Genomic DNA, 22318 nt, shown 5'->3' with positions numbered 1-22318 from the left:
CTCAGCCCCCGAACGCCCTGCGCATCCAGTTCGGCAGCTCGCCGCCGGCACGTTTGCCGTTGTGGCCCCGGCGGGTATTGCGGGACGGGGCCGAGTGGCCCCGGCTGTTGCCGCGCGACCTGCCCCGCGAGTTGCCACCCCGGCCCGAATTTCCGCCGCGGCCCGAGTTGCCACCACGCCCGGAATTTCCGCCGCGGCCCGAGTTGCCGCCCGAATTGCCGCTCGCATGGGCGGCGTCAAAGCCCACCATGGCGGGGGCGGCATAGGCTGCGCCGGCAACCATGCCCATACGCAGCAACAGGCGGCGGCGCGACAGCATATCCGGGGCTTTCGCTTTGATGTCTTTCGGTTCGGAACCGGCCATCGGATCGTCCTTTCTCTGATGAGGTCAGCGTTTCTTTCGCCGATGCCAGAACAACGATTGCCGTCGCCGCTTTATTCCCCGCTGACATTGAAAAGAGGTGAATTATTTTCGGAATTTCCAGCAGGACATTGATCTGGTGTGGAAATAAATCCATGACCGAAAATCTCGTCAGGACCGGGCTCGCCCAGATCGCGGGCGCAGTCAGCCAGTCTTTGCCGGTGGCCTGCCAGATCGGTCGCCGGGTCGCGGGCGCGCTCTGCCGCAAGGAGGGCGGTAACAAAGGGAGCGGCGTAGGAGGTGCCCGAGCGCAGCCTGCCGCCCGAGACCGAGGCCGCCGTCCACAGCCCGACCCCGGGAGCGGCAAATGCGATATGCGGCCCGCGACTGGCCTGGCGCCAGGCGTTCAGCCCGCTGTCGACGGCGGTGACGGCGATCACTTCGGGCCAGGCGGCAGGGTAAGAGGGCGCGGCCCCCGGCCCGCCATTGCCGGCCGCCGCGACAAGCCCGATGCCCTGACGCGCGGCGCGCTGCACCAGTGCGTAGAGCACCGCATTTTCCGGGCCGGAAAACGACATGTTGATCACCGAGACATTGCGCCCCAGCAGATGGTCGATGGCGGCGGCCAAAGCAAAGGCATCGGCCGCGTCGCCGCCGCTGCCACGATGGAAGGCCTCGACCGCGAAGAGCTCGGCCTCGGGCAAAAGGCCCGGTGTCCGGCTGTCTGCGGCGCCTATCAGCAGCGCGGCCACCGCCGTGCCATGCTGGCGCCCCGCCGCCACCCGACCGCCCGGATCGGGGCTGTGGATGGTCAGCTTTTGCCCCTTCAGCGCGAGGTGGTCGGGGTTGATGCCGGTGTCGATCATACCGATCCGGGGCGCGATTCCGCGTGGCCAGCCGGTCCAGCCAATGGCGGTATGAGCGGCGCAACCCTCATCGGGGCACAGGAAGTCATCGGGGCTGTAAAGCCCGTTGCGGTCCGCCACCGCGCCGGGAAAGAGCTGCGCGAGATCGGCCAGCGCCTCTGGCACATCCCGCCCCGGCGGCAGGCCGAGACGGTAGAGCCGGCCGCCGGCGAGGGTCGTCTCCTGCATGATGCGGTAATTCGCGGCGCTGAGCCGCTCGGCCGGTTGCGGATCGGGGGGCGGCGCGGTCAGGAGCAGCACCAGTTCGGGCGGCGGCGGCGCGGCTTTCTTCTTCGGTTGCTGCGGTGGCTGGCGGCGGGCGGTGCCGCCGGGGCGCGATCCGCCCCGCGATCCCCGGCCTGAACCGCCGGATCCCCCCGACCCGCCCGAGGCGCGCGCACTGTCGAACCCGGTCAGGGCCGGCGCCACATAGGCGGTGGCCAGCCCCAGCCCCAGCCGGGCCAGCAGCCGGCGGCGGGTGCGGTCCGGCCCCTGGCCGGTCGTGCTGCGGTTTTCCATCTGGCTCTCCTCATTCTGTTGGGCCACTGGACAGAACGGCCGGTGCCACGTTTTTATTCCCGGCGGGACTTCAGGCGGGCCATCTTAAAAAATCTGACGCATTGCGGGAATAGAGCGCGGGGCGGAAACGTTATTGTGTCAGGAAACAGACGGGGCAGGGGCGACGTGGCAGCGAGCGAGGGACTAAAGGCCGATATGGTCAGGCTTTTGCCGCGGCTGCGGGCTTTCGCGCGCAGTCTGGTGCAGAACAGTCATGGCGCCGACGATCTGGTGCAGGCGACCTGTGAGAAGGCGCTGCGGAACCTGGAGGACTTCACCCCGGGAACGCGGCTGGATTCCTGGCTGTTTCGCATCATGCGCAACGGGTTCATTGACCAGACCCGCGCGCGGCGGCGGCTTGAGCCGATCGAGGATGCGCCGGAATCGGCCCTGATCGGCGAGGATGGGCGGGAAACGGCGCATGCGCGGCTGGAATTGCAGGCGGTGGAACGCGCGATGGCGGCCTTGCCCGAAGAACAGCGGGCGGTGCTGATGCTCGTCTGTGTCGAGGGGATGCGTTACCGCGAGGTGGCGGAGGTGCTGGAGATCCCGGAAGGCACGGTGATGAGCCGGCTGGCGCGGGCGCGGCGGGCGCTGGCGGTGTTGCTGGAAGGCGGCCAGAGCGCCGCAGAGCAGGGGCGGTAATTATGGAAGTGACCGATGAAATGCTGATGGCGCTGGCAGATGGCGAGCTGGATCCTGCCATGGTGGGGCAGCTGAACGCGCTGGTGGCGGCTGATCCGGAGCTGCAGCGGCGGCTGGCGGTCTTTACCGGCACCGCAAGGCTGCTTCGGGCGGCGATGGCGCCGGGTCCGGTGCCGGACCGGCTGGTCCGTGCCATTGTGGAAGCGCCCGCAGATGGTTCGATGCAGCGCCCCGGCCCTGTCGCGGGCAATGTCGTGCCGCTGGCGCCGCGTCGGCGATGGGCGGCGGGGATTGGTCTTGCCGCTGCCATGGCCGCGCTGGCCTTCGGTATGGGGGGCTATATGCTGGGCCGGACTGCCGGGGAGGATGCGCCGCTGGCGGCCCGGTTGACCGACGCCAGTGAGGCGGCCTGGGCGACGCTGGCCACCGGTGAGGAGGTCGTGCTGCCCGGGGGGGCGCGGCTGCGGATGCTGGGCAGCTATGAGACCGATCAGGGCCTGTGCCGGATGGGGTCGACAGACGGGGCGGCGGCGTCCGGCGCGGTGCAGGAGCGGGAGATCAGATGCCTTGACGGCGCGGACTGGCGGCTGGCGCTGCGGGCCGAAGTGCCGGCGGGGCAGGGGTTCCAGCCCGCCTCGGATCTGCTGAGCGGCATGGCCGATCACTGGCTGGACGGGGCAGGGGCCGGCCCGGCTCTGGATGCCGGGGCGGAGCAGGAGGCTTTGTCCGGGGGCGCGGCAAATCCCGTCAGGCCCTGACCCTGCTTCTGTGTGGCGCTCCGGGCGCTGCCGGGCTGACAGCGGGGCTTGATCCGGCCATCACCGTGACGAAAAGGGCCAACGGGCTGCTGTTTCAGTTCGGGGTCGCCCGATCACCGGTGAGGCCGGGACCGATGGCGCGCGTTTGCCGCTCTGCGCCGCTTTGGATGCGCGGCTCGCCCCCCCGGGCAAGGGCTGCCCGAGTGCAGAGAGTGACTGGCTGCGCCCCTTCACGGATATCCTGCGTCACGGATCAATCTCAAATGGGCGCACCGCTTCTGCGATGGCCCCGGGAATGGCCGTGATTGATACGAGACGTCAGCTTTCCCATCGACTGGTGCGGCGAGACACAGGGAGTATTCGTGCTGTATCTCAGCGCCAGCAGAGCGGCCTGCGCCTTTGCCTGCGGGCTCAGGTCACGCAACGCTCTCACACCCGGTAAATCCGCAAGGGCGGGGCCTCGGGCCGGATCGTTTCATCGCAAATCGGCCGGGGCTGAACAGCTAGCGCAACGGGCTATGGGCCAATTGCTGCAGCCAGCGGGCAAAATGCACAACACGGCTTCGCGCCAGCCGCTCGGTCGAGATATCGAGCCAGTAGCCATAGGGGCCTGTCACCACCACAGGGTCAATCTGCACGAGGCTGCCGGAGGCAAGCTCCGGCTCGATCATGTTGCGATCAATCACCGCGAGGCCCGCGCCGGAAACGGCCGCCTCGGTCACCATGTCGAGGGTGGCGAATTCCATCGCGTTTTCGGGCAGATCGCGGCGGTCATGCTGGGTTGATGCGAACCAGTTATCCCAGGTCGGCAGCCGCAGCGCGCGGTCGAGAACATAGAGGAGACAGCTTCGGCGCAGCCGCTCGGGGTCGGACCAGATTTCAGGGGCGCAGACCGCGATATGCTGTTCGACCAGCAGCCGGGTCGAAGAGTGACGATCCCGCGGCCCGGTTCCGAAACGGATCACGCAGTCAAAGCGCACATTGTCATCCGGGCTGAGATGCAATGACAGATCCAGGTCGGGAAAACGCTGCCGGAACGAGACCAGCTGGCGTGACAGCCAGCGGCTTGCGAAAGTTGGTGGCGCCAGCAGGGTCAGCTTCTGACGGGGTACGGTTTTGCGCGCCTCCTGCACGGCGTCGTCGATCAGATCAAAGGCTCCGGCAAGGCGTTCATGCAGGCTCGCTCCGGCCTCGGTCAGCTCAACCGCATTGCCGATACGGCGAAACAGCGCGATGTCGAGCGTGCTTTCCAGCTGGCGGATCTGCCGGCTGACTGCGCTTTGCGTGACGCCAAGCCGATGCGCGCCTTCGGTAAAGCTGAGGCATTGGCCAACGGCCGCAAAGGCGCGCAGCGAGGTCAGGGAGGGAGCGGAAGACATCGGAAGGGAAGGGCCCCGGCATGTTAAACGGGCGCGCCGTCTGGACGCGCCCGAACTTTCTGCTTCTGCCTGGCTGGCGTCAAGGTCTTGCCAGGGTGCAGCGGGCCCGTGGTTCCAGGCCCGCATCGTCCGGCCCGAAGCATTGGTCCGAAGCACTGGCCCGAAGCACTGGCCGACGGCGCTGGTCTGCTGCCTTCAGAACATGTCGCGCCCGGGGGCGGCGGCGATCAGATCGCGGGTATAGGGATGCTGCGGCTGGGTCAGCACCGCGCTTGCGGGGCCCCGCTCGACCACATGGCCTTTGCTTAACACCACGATCTCATCGCTGATCTGGGCGGCGACCCGCAGGTCATGGGTGATGAAGACGACCGCCAGCCTCAGCCGTTTTTGCAGATCTGCCAGCAGATCCAGCACCTGGGCCTGGACCGAGACATCCAGCGCCGAGACGCTTTCATCGGCGATCAGCACGTCGGGCTGCATCGCCAGCGCGCGGGCAATGCCGATCCGCTGCCGTTGCCCGCCGGAAAAGGCGGCGGGGCGGCGGGTATAGGCGCTCGGGTCGAGGCCCACCAGCTCCAGCAGTTCTTTCGCGCGGGTGACGGCCTCTGCACGGCTGGCGCCAGACAGCACGGCGGCACGCGCGATCATCGGCCCGACACGGCGGCGCGGGTTCAGCGAGCCGAACGGGTCCTGGAAGATCATCTGGATCCGCTTGCGCATCCCGCGCAAGGCAGGGCCGCGCGCCGCCAGAATATCCTCGCCCGCCACCGCGATCTTACCCGAGCTGGGGTCGATCAGCCGGATCAGGTTCTTCGCGATCGTCGATTTCCCTGACCCGCTTTCGCCGACGATCGACAGCACGCGGCCCGGCGCCACCGCGATCTGAATGTCATGCAGCACCTGTTTCGCGCCGTAGGAGTGATTCAGATGGGTGACCTTCAGCGCCGGTTCGGCGGCCGCAGGCGCGGGGCGGTCATGCGGCACGAGGCTCGGGACGGCGGCGATCAGGGTTTTCGTGTAATCATGCTGCGGGTGTTTCAGCACCTGCTCAGCGGTGCCGAGTTCCACCACCTCGCCCCTGCGCATCACCGCGATCCGGTCGGCAATATCGGCGACCACGCCCAGATCATGGGTGATGAAGATGATCCCGTGACCATGATCGTCGCGCAGCTCGCGGATCAGTTTCAGCACCTGGGCCTGGGTGGTGACATCCAGCGCGGTGGTCGGCTCGTCCGCGATCAGAAGCTTCGGGCTCATCGCCAGCGCCATCGCGATCACCACGCGCTGGCACTGCCCGCCCGAAAGCTGATGCGGATAGCTTTTCAGGATGCGGTCGGGTTCGGGCAGATGCATCGCCTCGACCAGACGGCGGGCCTCACGCGCGCGTCCGGCTTTGGACATGTCGGAATGGAGGATGAAGACCTCTTCGATCTGTTGTGCCACGGTCAGCGCCGGGTTCAGGGAGGCCATCGGCTCCTGAAAGATCATGCCGATCTCTTTGCCGCGGATCTTCTGCCATTGCCGTTCCGTGAGCGTCAGCAGGTCCTGGCCGCCCATCACGGCCTTGCCGCTGGCGACCGAGAGGCCCTTCGGCGCGGCCCCCATCAGGGTCGCCGTCAGCACCGATTTGCCGGAGCCGGATTCGCCCACGATGCAAAGGATCTCGCGCGGTCTGACGTCAAGCGTGACGCCCTGGACCGCGAAGGGCCTGTCTGCGCCCTTCGGCAGCGCGACCGAGAGATTGCGGATTTCAAGCAGGGGAGAGGTCATGCCTGGCGCTCCTTCGCGTCATTCACTTCGCGCAAGCCGTCCGCCAGCAGGCTGAGGCCCAGCGTCAGGGTCGAAATCGCGATACAGGGGAACACGACCAGATGCGGGAAGGCGATGGCCATGGCGCGGCCTTCATTCACCATACCTCCCCAGTCGGGGGTGGGCGGCGGCAGGCCGAGGCCGAGGAAGCCGAGCGTTCCGATGGTGATGGCGGTGTATCCCAGCCGCAGGCAGAAATCGACGGCGAGCGGTCCGGTCGTATTGGGCAGGATATCGACGAAAAGGATGCGCCAGGTGCTTTCGCCCTGGGTGATCGCCGCCTTGACGAAATCACGGCTGGCGACGTCGATGGTGATGGCACGCACGATGCGGAAGATTGCCGGGGCCGACGAGAAGGTCACCGCGATCACGATATTGATCGGCGAGGCGCCGATCACCACGATGATCACGATGTAAAGCACCAGCACCGGGAAGCTGAGGATCACATTGGCGAGAAAGCACAGGATCGCGTCCGTCCGCCCGCCGGCATAGCCCGCGATCAGCCCGAAGCTGAGACCGAAAACATAGGCGGTGAGCGTGGCCAGCGTCGCATAGATCACCACCGTCTGCGCGCCCCAGATCAGCCGCGACAGGATGTCCCGGCCCAGCATATCGGTGCCGAGCAGGAAATACTCGCCATTGGTGCCGGTGGTCAGCGGTTTCACCAGAGGTTGCAGCGTTTGCAGCGGGTTATAGGGCGCCAGCACGGGTGCCAGGATCGCGACCAGCAGCCAGCCGAAGGCCAGGAAACCACCGATCAGCACCAGCGGTTTTTGCAGATAGGGGGTCAGCGCCTTCATGCTTTTGCTCCCAGCTCGATACGGGGGTTCAGCCAGCCATAGATCAGATCGGAGAGGATCTGGCTGAGGACGACGACGAGAACCGAGATCATGGCGCAGGCCTCGATCAGGTAGATGTCCTGGTTCAGCGCGGCGTCATAAAGCAGCGTGCCAAAGCCCTTATAGGCATAGAAGACCTCGACCACGATCACGCCCGAGAGAAGCCACGGGAGTTGCAGCATGATGACGGTGACCGGGGTGATCAGCGCGTTTCTCAGCGCATGGCGCAAGACGATGCGCGACAGGCTCGCGCCCTTCAGTCGGGCGGTGCGGATGTAATGGGTGCCCATCACATCGACCATCGAGGCGCGGGTGACGCGGGCCAGATAGCCCATCGAGTAAAGGCCAAGCACTGCGACCGGCAGGATCAGCTCGCGCAATGAGAAGCCCGAGATCATCGTGCTGGCACCAGGCAAGAGCCCCAGCCAGAAGACGAAGATGCCGGACAGAAACACCGCCGAGGCGAAATCCGGGATCGAGGTGGTGACGACGGAAAACACCGAAATCATCCGGTCCAGCACCGACCCAGGACGCATTCCCGCCAGCACGCCCAGCCCCAGCCCGAAGATGATGATCACCAGCAGCGCGCCCCCGGCGAGGATCGCCGAAGCACCAAGGCGCGGCAGCACCATATCCATCACCGGCGCGCGGAAATAGGTCGATTGCCCCCAGTCGCCGATGACGAAATTCCCCAGCCAGCGGAAATAGCGGATCAGGAACGGGTCATTATAGCCGTTTTGCAAGAGCCAGGCTGCGCGCTGCTCGGGTGTGGAATATTGCCCCAGCACCTTGACCGCGACCTCTTCGATATTCACTTCGAGCGCGAGAAAGATCAGGAACGAGACCGCCACCATCGTGGCGACCGCGACCGCGATCTTTCGGATCAGAAATCTGCCCAATGACATCAGACACCCCCCCCTTTTTACGGAAACCGCGCTTATGCGCGCGTGAAAAGGGGCCGGGCGCAAAGGCCCGACCCCGGTGAGCGACCCGGTTCAGGCCAGCCAGACGCCATCCATGCGGAAGAAGTCCGACGGATGCAGCACGAAGCCACGCACATTCTGTGCCGCAGCCGAGAAGCGGTTCGGCCAATAGGGCTGCACCAGCACCGCATCATCGCGCAGGATGGTCTCGACCGCCGCCATCGCCTCGCGGCGCGCGGCCGGATCGACCAGCGCCATCGCCTTGTTCAGCGCCTCGTCAAAGGCCGGGTTGGCGTAGTGGCTTTCATTCCAGGCGCCGCCTGAGCGATAGGCGAGATCCAGCGTCATCGTTCCCAGCGGGCGATGCGCCCAATAGGTGACGCCGAAGGGCACCTTGTCCCAGATCGGCCAATATTGCGAGGCCGGGAGCACGTTCAGCTTCAGACGGATACCGGCCTCGGCAAGGTTCTGTTGCAGCACCTGGGCGGTGTCCTGCTCCCATTTGCCTTGCGTGTTGCCGAGCGTCAGCTCGATATCGAGCCCGTCCGGGTAGCCTGCCTCGGCCAGCAGCGCCTTAGCGGCGGCCACATCGCGGGCAATGGCATCCACGGGCGCATAATCGGCCTGCACCGGCGAGACATGGTAATTCGCGCCCAAATCGCCTTCGCCACGGTAGGCAATCGCCAGCATCTGGCCATTGTCTGCCGCCAGCTGCACGGCCTTGCGGACGCGGATATCGTCGAAGGGCTTCTGGTCCACCTGCATGCGGATCGCCAGTGTATGGGCGGCCTTGCCGGTCAGGATCTGGATATTTGGCAGCGATTTCATCAGGTCGAATTCGGCAATCGTCGCGCGGTAGAGCACATCGACCTGGCCGCTGGACAGCGCCGCCAGATGGGTGGTGATATCGGCGCCGAGGTCGATGTAATGCAGCGCGTCGAGATAGGCCGGGGTGCCCCAGTAATCCTCACGCTTTTTGAAGATTGCCTGACGGCCGACCTCGTGGCTGACCAGCGAGAAAGGCCCGGTGCCGACCGGATCGGCTGGCCAGTTGCCCTGGAACCCACGATGCGCGATGGCGCAGGTATGGGAATAGAGCTGTTCGGGCAGCGAGGCGATCGGGCGCGACAGGGTGATGCGGACGCTGTTATCGCCGGTTTTCTCGACTTTGGTGATCGCCTCGAAGGCGCTCTTGTTCGAGGATTGCGAGTCCGGTGCGATCCAGCGCTCGATATTGAAGATCACATCTTCCGGGCCGAAAGCGTCACCGTTCGACCATTTGGCGCGCTCATCCAGTTCGAAATCCCAGACGGTCAGATCGTCCGAGGCGGTCCAGCTTTTCGCGAGGTAAGGATGGGTGATGTTGTCGGCATCGACAAAGGTCAGGAATTCAAGGCAGTTGCGCAGCAGGTTCGAGGATTCGATCCAGGTCGCCATCATCGGATCGGTGATTTCCTGGATCTGGCAGGCAAAGCGCAGCGTACCGCCCGCTTTCGGCGCCTCTTCGGCGCGCAGCATGCCAGGTGCCGCGCCGGCCGCACCTGCGGCCACACCGAGCCAGGCCATACCGCGCAGAAAGCCGCGACGGTCGATCTGGCCGGCATTGAACCGCGCCTGCATCTTGCGCGCTTCCGGGTGCAGCGGCTTGCCGCTCAGCGTTTTGAACTCATCCATCCTCGTTCTCCCTGTCGGATCGTTCTTCATAGCGAAGGAGCGGCGTTGGCCGCCGCTCCCCGTGGTGCATCAGGCCGCAGTCTCCAGCGCGAAGCGGCCCGTCGCCGGGCGCGGCGCGCGCGGGATGCGCTTGCCGGCGGTGTAATCGTTGATCACGTCGCAGGGCGTGTAATTGCGTTCGATCTCATGGACCTCATCAGCGTCCAGATCGGTCGTCAGGGCCGCCAGCGCCGAGTCGAATTGCGCGCGGGTATCGGCGCCGACCAGCATCGAGGAGACCTCGGGCTTCCTGAGCACCCAGGCCTGCGCGATCTGCGCCGGGCTGAGGCCGCGCGCCTCGGCCACACGCGCAACCGACATGGCGACATCACGCGAGGCCGCGTCATTATACATTTCAACGGTGAAGAAATCGGTCTTGTTGCGGACCGAGTTCATGTCGCTGGAAAGGATCCCGCGCGCCAGCGGGCTGAAGACCGAAACGCCGACGCCCTGATCCATGCAAAAGGGCAGCATCTCGCGCTCTTCTTCCCGGTAGGCGGCGTTCAGCTGCAGCTGCATATTGATCGGTTTCGCCCAGCCATTCTTCTCGCAGACCGCGAGGATTTTCGCGAATTGCCAGGTGAACATCGTCGAGACGCCGATATAGCGGGCTTTGCCTGCACGCACGATGTCGTTCATCGCTTCCATGGTTTCTTCAACCGGGGTTTCGGTATCGAAGTAATGCAACATGTAGATGTCGACATAATCGCTCTTCATGCGCGAAAGCGACCCTTCCAGCGCGTCGAAGACATGTTTGCGGGAATGACCGCCATTATTGGCGCCGCCGCCGATCTGATAGCCAAGCTTCGTCGTGATCACCAGCTGGTCGCGTTTCGCAAGCTTTCTCAGCACGTTGCAGACGACTTCTTCGCCCGCTCCCGCCGAATAGAAATCGGCGAGGTCGATGAAGTTCACGCCATTATCCAGCGCATGGCCGATGATCGGCTCGGATTCGGTCTCATCAAAGATCCAGGGCTTCCAGGATTTCGAGCCCATATTCATCGTGCCAAGGCAAAGGCGCGAGACTTTCAGGCCGGATTGGCCAAGACGGGTATATTGCATTTTACGCAGTCTTTCTGAGGAGGGGGCGGTTGGCGGGCTCAGCCGCCGAAATGGATCCAGGTGCCTTTGGTTTTCGTGTAGGAAGACAGCGAATGGATCGCCATTTCCTTGCCCCAGCCGCTTTCCCTGAAGCCGCCGAAGGGGGCGGAAAGCCCGTAGCAGCCGTAGCGGTTGACAAAGACCATGCCGGCATCAAGGCGCTCGGCCATGCGATGCGCGAGGTTGATATTGCCGGTATAGACACCGGCGGCGAGGCCATAGCTGGTGCCATTGGCGATGCGCAGCGCGTCTTCGGCGGTCTCGAACGGCGTGCAGGAGAGGACCGGGCCGAAGATTTCTTCCTGGGCGATGCGGGCGGTGTCGGGCACGTTTGAGAAGATCGTCGGGCGGACGAACAGACCTTTGGCGTTGCTGCCGGTCGTGTCGGCGGTGCCGCCTGCGACCAGTTCGGCCTCGGACTTGCCGATTTCGATATAGTTCAGGATGCGCTTGAACTGCGCCTCATTGCATTGCGCGCCCTGTTCGGTCGTGGCCAGCAGCGGGTCGCCGCATTTGACGGCCCCGGCCTTGGCGATCAGCTTTTCCAGAACGTAGTCATAGATGCCCTTCTGGATCAGGAAGCGCGTCGGTTCCGAGCATTTCTCGCCCTTTTGCGAGAACATCACATAGAAGGCGCGCTCGATTGCGGCATCCAGATCAAGGGTGTCGTCAAAGAAGATGCAAGGGGATTTGCCACCCAGTTCCAGCGTCACCGCTTTCAGGTTTGAGGCGCCTGAATTCTGCACGATGCGGCGCCCAACGCCGGTCGAGCCGGTGAAAGAAACCTTATGGACATTGCGGCTCAGCGTCAGCTGGTTCGCGGCCTCGCCATCGCAGAGCACCAGGTTCAGCAGGCCTTTGGGAAGATCCATCGCGCGGTCGATCAGCTCGAAAAGATGCAGCGTCGCCAGCGGCGTATATTCCGATGGCTTCATCACCACCGCATTGCCCATCGCCAGCGCCGGCGCGATCTTCAGGCTGGCCTGGTAGAGCGGGTAGTTCCAGGGCGCGATCAGGGCGCAGACACCCACCGGCTCTTTCGTGGTGAAGTTCAGGAACCCGTCTTCAACCGGCGAGACCTCGCCATAGAACTTATCGGTCCAGCCCGCGTAATATTCAAAGATCTCGGCGCAGGTGTAGATGTCGTCGTTCAGGGCCTCAAGATAGGTTTTGCCGTTCGCAAGGCTTTCCAGCAGCGCCAGCCGGGTGACATTCTCGCGGATCAGCCGGGCAATCGCGATCAGCTGATCGGCGCGCGCCTTGCGCGAGGTCTTGCGGCTCCAGGCGTCCGACTGGTGGCAGCGGTTTGCGGCCTCGGCGGCGGTCTCGATCTGACCGGTATCGGCCAGGGCGATCTGGCAGAGGGTTTCCCCGGTAGCCGGGTTCTTCACCCCCCAGGAGACGCCATTTCCGGCGACCCAATCACCATTTATATATTGCTTCTTCGGCTGCGCGAGCCAGTCATGCGCCCAGTCGAGATCGGTTTCAGCCAGGATGTCTTTCATCGTCGTCTTCCAGTGAGGAGGAGGTCTGTGTGGAATTGCGGGGGGCTCAGGCGCCATCGGCTTCGGCCAGTTTGCGGCGCACGAAATCGGGGTCGCCGGCGGCGTCTTTGGCGACCTGGGCGGAATAGCTGTAGCCTTTCAGCTGATTCAGCCGGATCAGCGAGGGCAGGAGGCTGGTTGCAAGGTCCTGGTTGCGCGCCGCATCAGGCCGCATCCCCTGGACGCAGTTGCGGCGCAGCGTGGCGACGCCGCTTTCCAGCACCTGGATCATCTCCAGCAGGCTCACGATCACCACGGCCTCCCAGGGGTTGTAATCCATCTCGCCATGGTCCTGGGTCATGGCCATCGCGGTCGCATGACCAACCGCGATCATGCCGCATTGCACCATGAATTCGGGGATGGTCGGATTGACCTTGCCGGGGATCGCGGAAGACCCGGGTTGCATCGCCGGGAGCCGGATCTCGCCCAGACCCCCATACGGGCCGGATGCCATCAGCCGCAGGTCTTTCGCAAAGCGGATCAGGGTCCGCGCCAGTTGATCCAGCGACGCGCCAAGCGCCAGCAGACGGTCATGCGCCTGGCTTGCCGCGAAAAGATTGTCGGTGCGGGTGAGACCGGCGGGCAGGCCAAGCGCTTCAAGTTCGGCATTGATCGCCGGGATGATGGCGGCGAAGAAAGCCGGCTCGCAATCCCCGGATCGCCCGATGATATTGCCGCCGATCGAGACCGCGCGCAGCGCATCGGCGTCGCGGCTGGCACGGTCGAGATTGAAGTGCAGCGAAGATGACACCCCGCCCAGGTAATCGGCGAAACCAATATCCACCGCATCCTGCAGACAGGTCCGCGCCAGTTTGCGCAAAGGGGCCCAGTCCGCGCCGAGCTGATCGAGATCTGCCGCGAGGCCCTCGACCTCGGCAGCCAGCCCGGAAAAAGCCGCCCGCGCCGCGATATGGCAGCCGGTCGAGAGGCAGTCAGCGGTCGAGTGGTTCAGATTGGCATGATCATTCGGGTGGATCGGCGCGTAAGACCCGTAATCCGCCCCGAAACCGGCCTTGTTCGCCAGGTTGGCGAGAACCTCATTGAGATTCATGTTGAAAGAGATGCCGCCGCCGCCATGGAAGGCATGAACCGGGAAGGCCTCGGGGCGCGCGGTGGCAAGCAGATCGGCCGTTGCCGCAACCAGCGCCTCACCCATCGCGGGATCAATCGCGCCGGTGTCGATATTGACCTGCGCGGCCGCTTTTTTGACCACCAGCATCGCATTCAGCAGCGCCGGGTAATCGGCAAACCGCTTTTGCCCCGCCAGCGGGTAAAGGCGCAGGGCGCGCTCGGTCTGGATGCCGAAAACGGCGTCCAGGCCAACATCAAGCATGCCGATACTGTCACGCTCGATGCGTGTTTTCTGTTCGCTGGACATGGAATCGGGCTCTCCCCCACGATTGCGGTGAGGAAAGTCGATTTCGTGACGGTGAACAAACGACTATTCCGCAGGGGTCATTCGAAAAAGTTATGACCTTCGGAGGAAGCCGGACTTCTGCTCAGAGGATATGCGAGGAAAGCTGGCGTGCCGCCTGGACCACGTTTTTCGAATAGACGCGGGCGCTTTGCAGGTTAAGCGCCTCGCCGGTGAAACAGGCGCTGATGGCGGCGACCGGCTCGCCACGGCCATTCATCACCGGGGCGGCCACGCAGCCGACATCACGCTGGATCTCGTTCAGGCCGACGGCATAGCCCAGCCGGGCCGAGCGTTGCAGATCCTGCGCCAGCGCCGGCAGCCCGGCAGCCATGTCGGGTGCGGCAAGGCCCTCGTCGCGCAGATAGGTCAGCTGATCCTCCAGCGGGCGCGCGGCGAGAATGGCCTTGCCCGAGGCAGAAAGATGCATCGGCATGGTGCGCCCGACATAGGCATTGAAGGCCGTGCTGGCCGGCGCATCCAGCCGCGCAAGGATCACCACCTGATTGCCGATCGGCAGGCTGAGAAAGATCGAGCGGTGGATCTCGTTCTTCAGGATTTCTGCGATGGGGTAGAAATGCGGGACAAAGGGCTGACGGGCGAACACCGCCGAGGCGAGCTGGAACAGTCGCGAGCCGGCGACATAGGTTTTTCGCCGCCCCGGAGCGAGGGCGATCAGCCGGTGGCTGAGCATCGCATTGACGATCCGGTGCGCTGTCGCCTGGGCAATGCCTGTCTTCTCGCAGATTTCCGAGAGTTGCAGCGGCCAGGGAGAGGCCGAGAGCAGGTCAAGGATCGCCACAGTGCTGTCGATGGCAGGGGCGGCGGTTTTTGCCGCGTCTGGTTTTGCCGCGTCTGGTTTTGCAATGTCCTGGTTTTCGACATCTGGCATGTTCAGCTCTCCCATTGCCAGGAGGTGATGGCATATTCTTTCCATATACGGAATAATAATTCCTGATATGGAAATTAATTGACAGCAAGACGCGCCTGCCCTCTGGTCCTGGCCGAAATCGGACCCGAAATCAGATTGGAGGGCGCCATGCGGATCGACCGCAACTTCGTCAATAATGACTTTCTGACATCGGATGGCGAAGAGTTGATCGCGGTGCTGAACCCGGCCACCGGCCAGCAGATCGCGCATGTCACTGCCGCCACCACCGCCGAGGCGCGCGCGGGCGTCGAGGCTGCGGCCCACGCACAGCGCGGCTGGCGGCGCCTGACCTCGGTGGAACGGGCGGGCCATTTGCGCGCGCTGGCCGACCTGCTGACCGGGCGCAAGGACCGGATCGGCGCGGTGCTGGCGCTGGAATCCGGCAAGAGCCTTGAGGATGCGACCGGCGAAGTCTTTTACGCCGCAGAACTCACCCGCTACCACGCCGAATGGGCGCGGCGGATCGAGGGGGAAATCATCCCCTCGGACAGCCCGGATGAGAACCTTCTGTTGCAGCGCGAACCGATTGGCGTTGTGGCGGCGCTGATCCCGTTCAACTACCCGATCTATACGCTGATGCGCAAAATCGCCCCTGCCTTGATCGCGGGAAACACGGTGGTGGCGCGGCCTTCGAACAACACGCCCTCTTCGGCGCTGGAAGTGGCGCGGGCGGTCAGGGATTGCGGATTTCCGGCGGGGGCTATCAACATCCTGGCGATGACGCATCAGGTGGCGCAGACGGTCTGCACCCATCCGAAAGTCGGCATGATCACCCTCACGGGCAGTGTCGGCGCTGGCCGCAAGGTGCTGGAATACAGCCAGGTTAATATCGCGAAATCCTCGCTGGAACTGGGCGGCAAGACGCCCGCGATCATCGAGGCCGATGCCGATCTGGAAAAGGCGGCGGCGGCAGTGGTTGCGTCACGCACCACACATTGCGGCCAGCTTTGCACCGCGATCGAGCGGGTCTATGTTCAGGAAAGCGTGCATGATCAGTTCGTTGATCTGCTGCGGAGCCATATGGCAGCAAGGAAATTCGGCGACCGGATGCGCGAACCCTCGGTCATGGGGCCGCTGATCAACCAGAATTCACGCGTGAACATCCATCAGATGGTCAGCCGCGCCATTGATGACGGCGCAAAGCTGGAATGCGGCGGGTTTATCCCCGAAGGCCCCGGCTGGTTCTACCCTCCGACCTTGCTCACGAATTGCAGCCAGGAGATGGAGATCGTCCAGGAAGAGGTCTTCGGCCCCGTCCTCCCGGTCCTGCGCTACCAGACGACTGAGGACGCGCTGGCCATGGCCAATGACCATCAGTTCGGCCTCTCATCGGTGATCTATACCGAGAATTACCGCAAGGCGATGATGGTCGCGAATAATATCGAGGCGGGTGAGGTCTATATCAACCGCACCCCCGCGGACCCCTATCAGGGCTATCATTCGGGCTGGAAACGCTCGGGGCTCGGGGGCGATGACGGCAAACACGGGATGCTGGATTTCACCCAGACCCGCCTTGTGATCCAGAGCTGGTGAGGGAAGCCATGAAACTCGTCTCCGTTCACACCGATATCGTTGCCGTGCCGCCGCCGCATATTGGCGGCATGTACTGGATCTTTGTCACGCTGCGCACCGATGACGGCATCGAGGGCGTGGGCGAGGTTTACGCCGCCACCTTCCACCCGAAAGTGATGGTGCCGGCCATCCAGGATGTGTTCGACCGGCTTCTGGACGGCGAAGACCCGCATCACGTCGAGAAATTCTTCCGTCGCGCCTATTCCAGCGGCTTCACGCAGCGCCCGGATCTGACGATGATGGGCATTGTCTCAGGCCTGGAAATGGCCTGCTGGGACATTATCGGCAAAGCGGCGGGCAAGCCGGTTTACGAGCTGATCGGCGGGCGGGTGCATGAAAAGCTGCGCTCTTACAGCTATCTCTACCCGAAGAACGCGAAGGGCGAACACGATTACAGCAATATCGAGCTGAGCGTCGATTGCGCACTTGAATATATGGAGCAGGGCTTTACCGCGCTGAAATTCGACCCAGCCGGGCCTTATACCGTGATGGGCGGGCATCAGCTGTCGCTGGAAGACATGGACCGCTCGGAAACCTTCTGCCGTCGTATCCGCGAGGCTGTCGGGAACCGCTGCGATCTGTTGTTCGGGACGCATGGCCAGATGACCGTCTCCGGTGCGATCCGGCTGGCGCGGCGGCTGGAGCAATATGATCCGCTCTGGTTCGAGGAACCCGTACCGCCGGGACAAAGCGAGGCGATGGGGCGTGTGGCCGGCCAGACCACGATCCCGATTGCGGCGGGCGAGCGGCTGACCACGAAATACGAATTCCACGATCTTTTGCGCAATAGCGGCGCCTCGATCCTGCAGATGAATCTGGGTCGCGTCGGTGGTATCCTGGAAGGCAAGAAGGTCGCGGCTTTGGCCGAGGTGCATTACGCCCAGATCGCGCCGCATCTCTATAACGGGCCGGTGGGGGCGGCGGCCTCTGTGCAGCTTGCTGCCGCGACGCCGAATTTCCTGGTGCAGGAAAGCATCCGCCGCTGGGACGGCTTCCACGCCGAGGTGCTGGAAGAGGGCCTGACCTGGCAGGATGGCTGGATCATCCCATCGACAAAACCCGGCCTCGGCATCACCCTGAACCGTGAGGTGATCGAGGCGCATTCGCCCTATACCGACAAGCGCCTGCACCTTTCCATGTGGGAAACCCCGCATGATTTCAAAGCGCAATCCGACACGTCCTGGAAAGAACCGCCCGCAAAGGCCTGATCATGTCTTACGATTACATCATCATCGGTGCGGGCTCTGCCGGGTCTATCCTGGCCGCGCGTCTCAGTGAAGACCCGAAAACCCGTGTCCTGCTGCTGGAAGCAGGCGGCTCTGACCGTTCCTTCTGGTTCGACATGCCGGCGGGCTATGCGCGGAACTATTTCAACCCCGAAACCAACTGGATGTATGCGACCGAGCCCGAACCCGGCATGGCGGGGCGCCGGATCTATACGCCGCGCGGCAAGGTCCAGGGCGGGTCGGGGTCGATCAATGCGATGATCTGGGTGCGCGGCCAGCGGCGTGATTTCGACGACTGGCGCGATGCGGGCAACCCCGGCTGGGGCTATGATGATGTGCTGCCCTGGTTCAAAAAGCTGGAAAACCACCCTTTGGGCGATACCGAATGGCATTCATCCCAAGGCAGGGTCGGCATCACGCCGATGAAGGGCCAGAGCCACCTGATCTGCGACCGTTTCATCGCGGCCGCGCGCGAGATGCAGCTGCCGGTCACCGAAGATTTCAACGGGGCAGAATTTGAGGGCGCCGGGATCTATGAGACCAATATCGGCCATGGCAGGCGGCAATCCAGCTCGAAAACCTATCTGACACCGGCGCTGAAACGGCCCAATCTGACGCTGCGTCTCAAGGCCGATGTCACCCGCATCGTGATCGACGACAGCGGGCGCGCAACCGGGGTCGAGATCCGCGCGAATGGCGTGACCGAAACCCTGAACGCCGGCCGCGAGGTGATCCTTTCGGCGGGTGCGGTCGGGTCTCCGAAACTGCTGATGCTGTCCGGGATCGGCGATCCGGCAGAGCTTGCGCGCCATGGAATCCCGGTCAAAGCGGCGCTGCCGGCGGTTGGCGGCGGTCTCCAGGACCATCTTTGCGCCAGTTACTATTACCGCGCCACTGTGCCGACGCTGAATGACGAGCTGCGGCCCTGGTGGGGCAAGCTCCGGGCCGGGATGCGCTATGTCTTCACCCGCAAAGGCCCTCTGGCGCTGAGCGTGAACCAGGCGGGCGGCTTTTTCCGCACGGAATCGGCGGAAGATGCGCCGAATATCCAGCTCTACTTCAATCCGATGTCCTATCGTATCCCCGTCAGCACCAAAGCGAAACTGGAGCCCGAGCCCTATCCGGGCTTTCTGCTGGCCTTCAATTCCTGCCGCCCTGACAGCCGGGGGCGTATCTCGCTGGCCTCGGCCGATCCGCTGGCCGCACCGCTGATCCGCCCGAATTATCTCGCAACCGAGCGAGATTGCCGCGAGGTGATCGAGGCCAGCCGGCTGATCCGCCGTTTCATGCAGGCGCCGGCGCTGCAGGCGGTTACGGTGGAAGAGGTGACGCCCGGTCCTGGCTGCGACAGCGATGAGGCGATGCTGACCCATCTGCGCAAAGAGGGCGGGTCCATCTACCATCTGTGCGGCAGTTGCGCGATGGGGCCCGATCCGGCAACGGCAGTGGTCGATGCCGAATTGCGGGTGCATGGCATTCGCGGGCTGCGGGTCGTTGACGCCTCTGTCTTCCCCAATATCACCTCGGGCAATATCAACGCGGCAGTGATGATGGTGGCTGAGAAAGGCGCCGCCTTTATTATAGCGTAGTGGCTTTGTTGCGCTACTGGGGATAAGGTCGGATTTCCCTTTCCCGGCGCTCGCCAGCGCATGGGGACGGTGCCGGGTGGCGGTTCATGCGCATGCCCCAGGTTCGGGAGGGCCTGCGGCACGATGCGGCTCTGACCCTCTGCCGGTCGCAGTCCCTCGCGATGATGCGCGCGCCGGGGGAGTTTGAGGTCGGGCAGCGCCTCGTTGCGGTCCTGGAGGCCGGGATCCGGCCCCTCCACTCCCGGGCTTTCCGGCGCGGCGGATCGCATCGGCGCATCGGGCGGCGATGGCGCCGTGGCAGCTCCTGGTGTGACACAGGTCATCGGCGGTGACGCTGCCGATCCGCTCATCGAGCGGGATCTGTGCCAGCAAGCCCGGGCAGGCCGCCCCGCCCAGCCTCGGATGCCGATCTGAAGCTGATGCGACCCTGATCGACAGGCTGCACATGGAATTCCCGTTCGCGGGAAGCCGGATGTTGCAGGGGCTGCTGGTTCGAGGCAAGGGTTCAAGGTTGGACGGCTGCAGGTTGCCACGCTGATGAAACGTATGGGCGAGCGGGTAAGCGCCACGGGTTCGAGCGAACCCGCGAGTAAGGCGCTTTACCGCCGGCCGAACACTTCGAAACCTGCACCCGGGTACAAGATCTACCCTTATCTGCTCAGGAAGCTGCCCGTCACCCGACCCACTCAGGTCTGGGCAATGGACATCACCTACATTCCGATGGCGCGTGTGTTCCTCTGCCTCGCTGCCTCGCTGCCTCGCTGCCTCGCTGCCGTGCTCGACGGGTTCACGCGGCGCGTCCTGGCATGGCGGGTGTCGATTACGCTGGAAGCCGATTTTTGCATAGAAGCTGTGGAAGAGGCGCTGGCGCGACATGGCAAGCCCGAGATCTTCAATACGGACCAGGGCAGCCAGTTCACTTCGACAACCTTCATCAAGGTGCTGGCTGCGCGCGAAATCAAGATCAGCATGGATGGCAAGGGCGCCTGGCGCGACAACGTCTTCGTCGAACGCCTCTGGCGGACCGTCAAATACGAGGAGGTCTGCCTGCGGGCCTATGCCCGCGTGTCCGAGGCCCGGGAAGAAGATCGGCCGATATCTGAACGTCTACAACACCCGCCGTCCGCATTCATCGCTTGACGGGAAAACTCCCGATCAGGCCTGCTTCAACCAGCCAATGCCCGAACCCGCAGCGGCCTAAACGAGGCGGAAAAACACTTGGAAAACGCCCGGAACCTGTTCAGATAAGCCGAACCACCTCTAGGCAGAGCCGGGCAACGGACAGGTTTGCGAATTCGCATCCCATCATAACAAATCACCATGCCGCCACTGTATGTAATTTAACATAACTATGATTATGCGACAAACCATCACCTATAGGATGGTAACATGTCCAAGTTGCAGCCCTTGCTGCCCTATGCTCTCGGCATCTTCATCGCCGCAGTGCTCTATATCTTCCCCGAGGCAAAGCCCATCGCCTGTGGCGCGGGCGCGGTTCTGCCCTTCGCTCTCGGGGGTAACTGATGCGTATCGTTCCGGGTCTCTTCGCAGTCTTCTGGCGTTCTCCGGGATCTTCGCAGCAATTTCATGCTGATGTTGGTGCGCGCTCTCCGCATCAAGCTGCCGTTGAGTTTCGGCGGCTCTTTCCGGGCGACATCGTTGTTTCCGTTCGTGGGGTGGATGGTCGCTTCGAGGCGTTTACCTGATGGCTGCGAGGCTTCCGGGCGTTGTGGTGTCCGTTGACACCTACTCTGCGACGGTCGTTTTCGATCCTCGCCGCCTGAAACAAACCGCCACTTGGCGCAACCTTCGCGATAACATCTACCCTCCTGAGGTTCCGGATACCGAGGTATTCGAAGTTCTCTTGGAGCTGATCGCAAGGGGGCCTGCCTGATGGCTGACCCTTTCACCATCATGTCCGGCGTTGGCTCCCTCGCTGGGGGCATTGCCGGACTTTTCGGCGCCCGCCGGAAAAACCCATCGCCCCGCGACAATATCATGTCGCAGGTCTCTGGCTGGCGTGAGGCCGCTGACGCTTACGGGTTTAACCCGCTCACCGTGGCTCAATACGGCAATCCCGGCGGTACTGGCCTTGCGGCCAGTGGTCCGCCGCTCGCCTCGTTCGACATGCTCGCCAGTGGTTTCAGGGAAATCGGAGACGTTGTTTCCGGTGATGCTGATCGACGCCGCGCGCAAGAGGACGCAAAGCTTGATCTTGCGAAGCTTGAAATTGAGCGCTTGCAGGCCGGTCGGTCTGCTGACGCTCTCGGCGGCGTTTCCCCGTTGGGTAATCGTCCGTCAACTGTTGGTATTTCTGGCGGTACGTTTCAATCGCCCCGCGTCGTTTCAAATCCTGATCGTACGTCTGTGCAGGCTGGCGGTGTTGATGTTGACCCTTATGAGGGCAATTCTGACGCTGAAGAATACGAAAAGCGATATGGTGATATCGTTTCGGCAGTTGTTGGCATCGGAAACATTGTTTCTGATGGCTTTTCTACTGCAGCTTCTCACGCTTTGTCTAAGCGTGATGAATACATTAAGAAAAATGGCAAGACACCGCGTCAAGCTGCTGATGAATGGCTTTCGCCACTCGGCATCCGCACCTTTTCCCCTCCAATGACAATCGACCTCGACGAATGGCTTAAACGCCGCAAGGCTCAAGGAAAGAATCCGTAAGATGGCACGTCAATCTACTACTCCGGTTACTTTCAACCGCTCTGTCCGCAATGATCGGGCTGTTCTTATGACGTCCGGCCGTGCCGGTGTCGTCGTTCCCGTCGGCTTTATTCCGCTGCATGCTGGTGACAGCTGCGGCGGGCGCGTTGCTCTTGATGTTGAACTTCGCGAAATGCCGAAACCGCTTCTGAATGGCGTTACCGCCAATTTTCAGGCGTGGTTTGTGCCCAAGTCGGCGCACCCGCAATTCAGCGGACGTGATGAATTGCTTCATGCTCGTACGGGTGAACCGATCAAGGCGTTGCAGGGTAGCGGCGCTATCGTGCCTCGCAACCCGCCTCCTTTTTACTATCAGATTGGCGGCGCAAATGTGGT

At 63.4% G+C, this 22318-nt stretch carries 20 protein-coding genes and 2 pseudogenes; 10 read left to right on the top strand and 12 right to left on the bottom strand.

Features of this window, described 5'->3' with window-relative positions:
• Nucleotide 1: 1 nt before the first annotated feature.
• Nucleotides 2-364 carry a hypothetical protein gene (locus tag DRF71_RS28295; protein ID WP_198672372.1) on the bottom strand — a complete coding sequence of 121 codons (363 nt, stop codon included), beginning with the start codon at nt 362-364 and terminating at the stop codon, nt 2-4.
• Nucleotides 365-435: 71 nt separating this feature from the next.
• On the bottom strand, nt 436-1785 hold the full coding sequence (locus DRF71_RS25095) for a S8 family serine peptidase (protein WP_112313200.1): 1350 nt from the start codon (nt 1783-1785) through the stop codon (nt 436-438).
• A gap of 165 nt (nt 1786-1950) precedes the next feature.
• On the opposite strand from DRF71_RS25095, the gene DRF71_RS25090 reads away from it, so the two are divergent.
• Nucleotides 1951-2469 (top strand): RNA polymerase sigma factor, encoded by a 519-nt coding sequence (locus DRF71_RS25090; protein ID WP_232831678.1) that lies wholly within the window; start codon nt 1951-1953, stop codon nt 2467-2469.
• Between the two features lie 2 nt (nt 2470-2471).
• Nucleotides 2472-3227, top strand: a complete 756-nt coding sequence (locus tag DRF71_RS25085; RefSeq protein ID WP_112313199.1) for an anti-sigma factor family protein — start codon at nt 2472-2474, stop codon at nt 3225-3227.
• A 503-nt stretch (nt 3228-3730) separates the two neighbouring features.
• Here the strand turns inward: DRF71_RS25085 and DRF71_RS25080 are convergent.
• The 9 genes from DRF71_RS25080 to DRF71_RS25040 all read right to left on the bottom strand — a co-directional run bounded on the left by DRF71_RS25080 (nt 3731) and on the right by DRF71_RS25040 (nt 14841).
• Nucleotides 3731-4606, bottom strand: a complete 876-nt coding sequence (locus DRF71_RS25080) for a LysR substrate-binding domain-containing protein (protein WP_198672371.1) — start codon at nt 4604-4606, stop codon at nt 3731-3733.
• Nucleotides 4607-4801: 195 nt separating this feature from the next.
• Nucleotides 4802-6376: a dipeptide ABC transporter ATP-binding protein gene (locus tag DRF71_RS25075; protein WP_112313197.1), complete on the bottom strand. Its 1575-nt coding sequence runs from the start codon at nt 6374-6376 to the stop codon at nt 4802-4804.
• Nucleotides 6373-7215, bottom strand: coding sequence for an ABC transporter permease (locus DRF71_RS25070; protein WP_112313196.1), 843 nt, complete (start codon nt 7213-7215; stop codon nt 6373-6375). The genes DRF71_RS25075 and DRF71_RS25070 overlap by 4 nt, the downstream gene beginning before the upstream one ends.
• The gene (locus DRF71_RS25065) at nt 7212-8159 is read right to left on the bottom strand and encodes an ABC transporter permease (RefSeq protein WP_198672370.1); all 948 of its coding nucleotides are present in this window, start codon (nt 8157-8159) and stop codon (nt 7212-7214) included. The genes DRF71_RS25070 and DRF71_RS25065 overlap by 4 nt, the downstream gene beginning before the upstream one ends.
• Nucleotides 8160-8249: 90 nt before the next feature.
• A complete protein-coding gene (locus DRF71_RS25060) occupies nt 8250-9851 on the bottom strand; it encodes an ABC transporter substrate-binding protein (RefSeq protein WP_112313195.1) in 1602 nt (533 codons plus the stop codon).
• 69 nt (nt 9852-9920) lie between these two features.
• Nucleotides 9921-10952 carry an aldo/keto reductase gene (locus DRF71_RS25055; RefSeq protein ID WP_112313194.1) on the bottom strand — a complete coding sequence of 344 codons (1032 nt, stop codon included), beginning with the start codon at nt 10950-10952 and terminating at the stop codon, nt 9921-9923.
• A 38-nt stretch (nt 10953-10990) separates the two neighbouring features.
• Complete coding sequence (locus tag DRF71_RS25050) at nt 10991-12496, bottom strand: aldehyde dehydrogenase family protein (RefSeq protein WP_112313193.1); 1506 nt, start codon at nt 12494-12496, stop codon at nt 10991-10993.
• A gap of 46 nt (nt 12497-12542) precedes the next feature.
• Nucleotides 12543-13913 (bottom strand): lyase family protein, encoded by a 1371-nt coding sequence (locus DRF71_RS25045; protein WP_112313192.1) that lies wholly within the window; start codon nt 13911-13913, stop codon nt 12543-12545.
• A 121-nt stretch (nt 13914-14034) separates the two neighbouring features.
• Nucleotides 14035-14841, bottom strand: coding sequence for an IclR family transcriptional regulator (locus DRF71_RS25040; protein WP_112313350.1), 807 nt, complete (start codon nt 14839-14841; stop codon nt 14035-14037).
• A 147-nt stretch (nt 14842-14988) separates the two neighbouring features.
• Between DRF71_RS25040 and aldA the strand changes: the two genes are divergently transcribed.
• Genes aldA through DRF71_RS25025 form a run of 3 tightly spaced genes read left to right on the top strand, consistent with a single transcriptional unit; the run spans nt 14989 to nt 19267 of the window.
• Nucleotides 14989-16413 (top strand): aldehyde dehydrogenase, encoded by a 1425-nt coding sequence (aldA, locus tag DRF71_RS25035; RefSeq protein WP_112313191.1) that lies wholly within the window; start codon nt 14989-14991, stop codon nt 16411-16413.
• Between the two features lie 8 nt (nt 16414-16421).
• Entirely contained in the window at nt 16422-17660 is a 1239-nt protein-coding gene (locus DRF71_RS25030) for a mandelate racemase/muconate lactonizing enzyme family protein (RefSeq protein WP_112313190.1), read from the top strand.
• A 2-nt stretch (nt 17661-17662) separates the two neighbouring features.
• Nucleotides 17663-19267, top strand: a complete 1605-nt coding sequence (locus DRF71_RS25025) for a GMC family oxidoreductase (RefSeq protein ID WP_112313189.1) — start codon at nt 17663-17665, stop codon at nt 19265-19267.
• A gap of 155 nt (nt 19268-19422) precedes the next feature.
• Here DRF71_RS25025 and DRF71_RS29565 read toward each other — a convergent pair.
• Nucleotides 19423-19666: pseudogene (locus DRF71_RS29565) on the bottom strand (IS5/IS1182 family transposase); the annotation flags it as partial.
• Between DRF71_RS29565 and DRF71_RS25015 the strand changes: the two are divergent.
• The 5 genes and pseudogenes from DRF71_RS25015 to DRF71_RS27760 form a co-directional block, all read left to right on the top strand.
• Nucleotides 19654-20468: pseudogene (locus DRF71_RS25015) on the top strand (IS3 family transposase); the annotation flags it as partial. The pseudogenes DRF71_RS29565 and DRF71_RS25015 overlap by 13 nt on opposite strands.
• Before the next feature lie 188 nt (nt 20469-20656).
• Nucleotides 20657-20791: a hypothetical protein gene (locus DRF71_RS29125; protein WP_269814404.1), complete on the top strand. Its 135-nt coding sequence runs from the start codon at nt 20657-20659 to the stop codon at nt 20789-20791.
• Nucleotides 20791-20973, top strand: coding sequence for a hypothetical protein (locus DRF71_RS27770; protein WP_157971280.1), 183 nt, complete (start codon nt 20791-20793; stop codon nt 20971-20973). Before DRF71_RS29125 ends, DRF71_RS27770 begins: the two co-directional genes overlap by 1 nt.
• Nucleotides 20974-21160: 187 nt before the next feature.
• Nucleotides 21161-21943, top strand: a complete 783-nt coding sequence (locus tag DRF71_RS27765) for a hypothetical protein (RefSeq protein WP_157971279.1) — start codon at nt 21161-21163, stop codon at nt 21941-21943.
• 1 nt (nt 21944) lies between these two features.
• The coding region (locus tag DRF71_RS27760) for a hypothetical protein (RefSeq protein ID WP_157971278.1) at nt 21945-22318 on the top strand (374 nt) is incomplete at its 3' end.

Source organism: Pseudogemmobacter bohemicus, from assembly GCF_003290025.1.
In the GTDB taxonomy this organism is placed as follows: domain Bacteria; phylum Pseudomonadota; class Alphaproteobacteria; order Rhodobacterales; family Rhodobacteraceae; genus Pseudogemmobacter; species Pseudogemmobacter bohemicus.
Note: the sequence above shows the minus strand (reverse complement) of the source record. Positions and strands in the feature narration are given on the sequence as shown.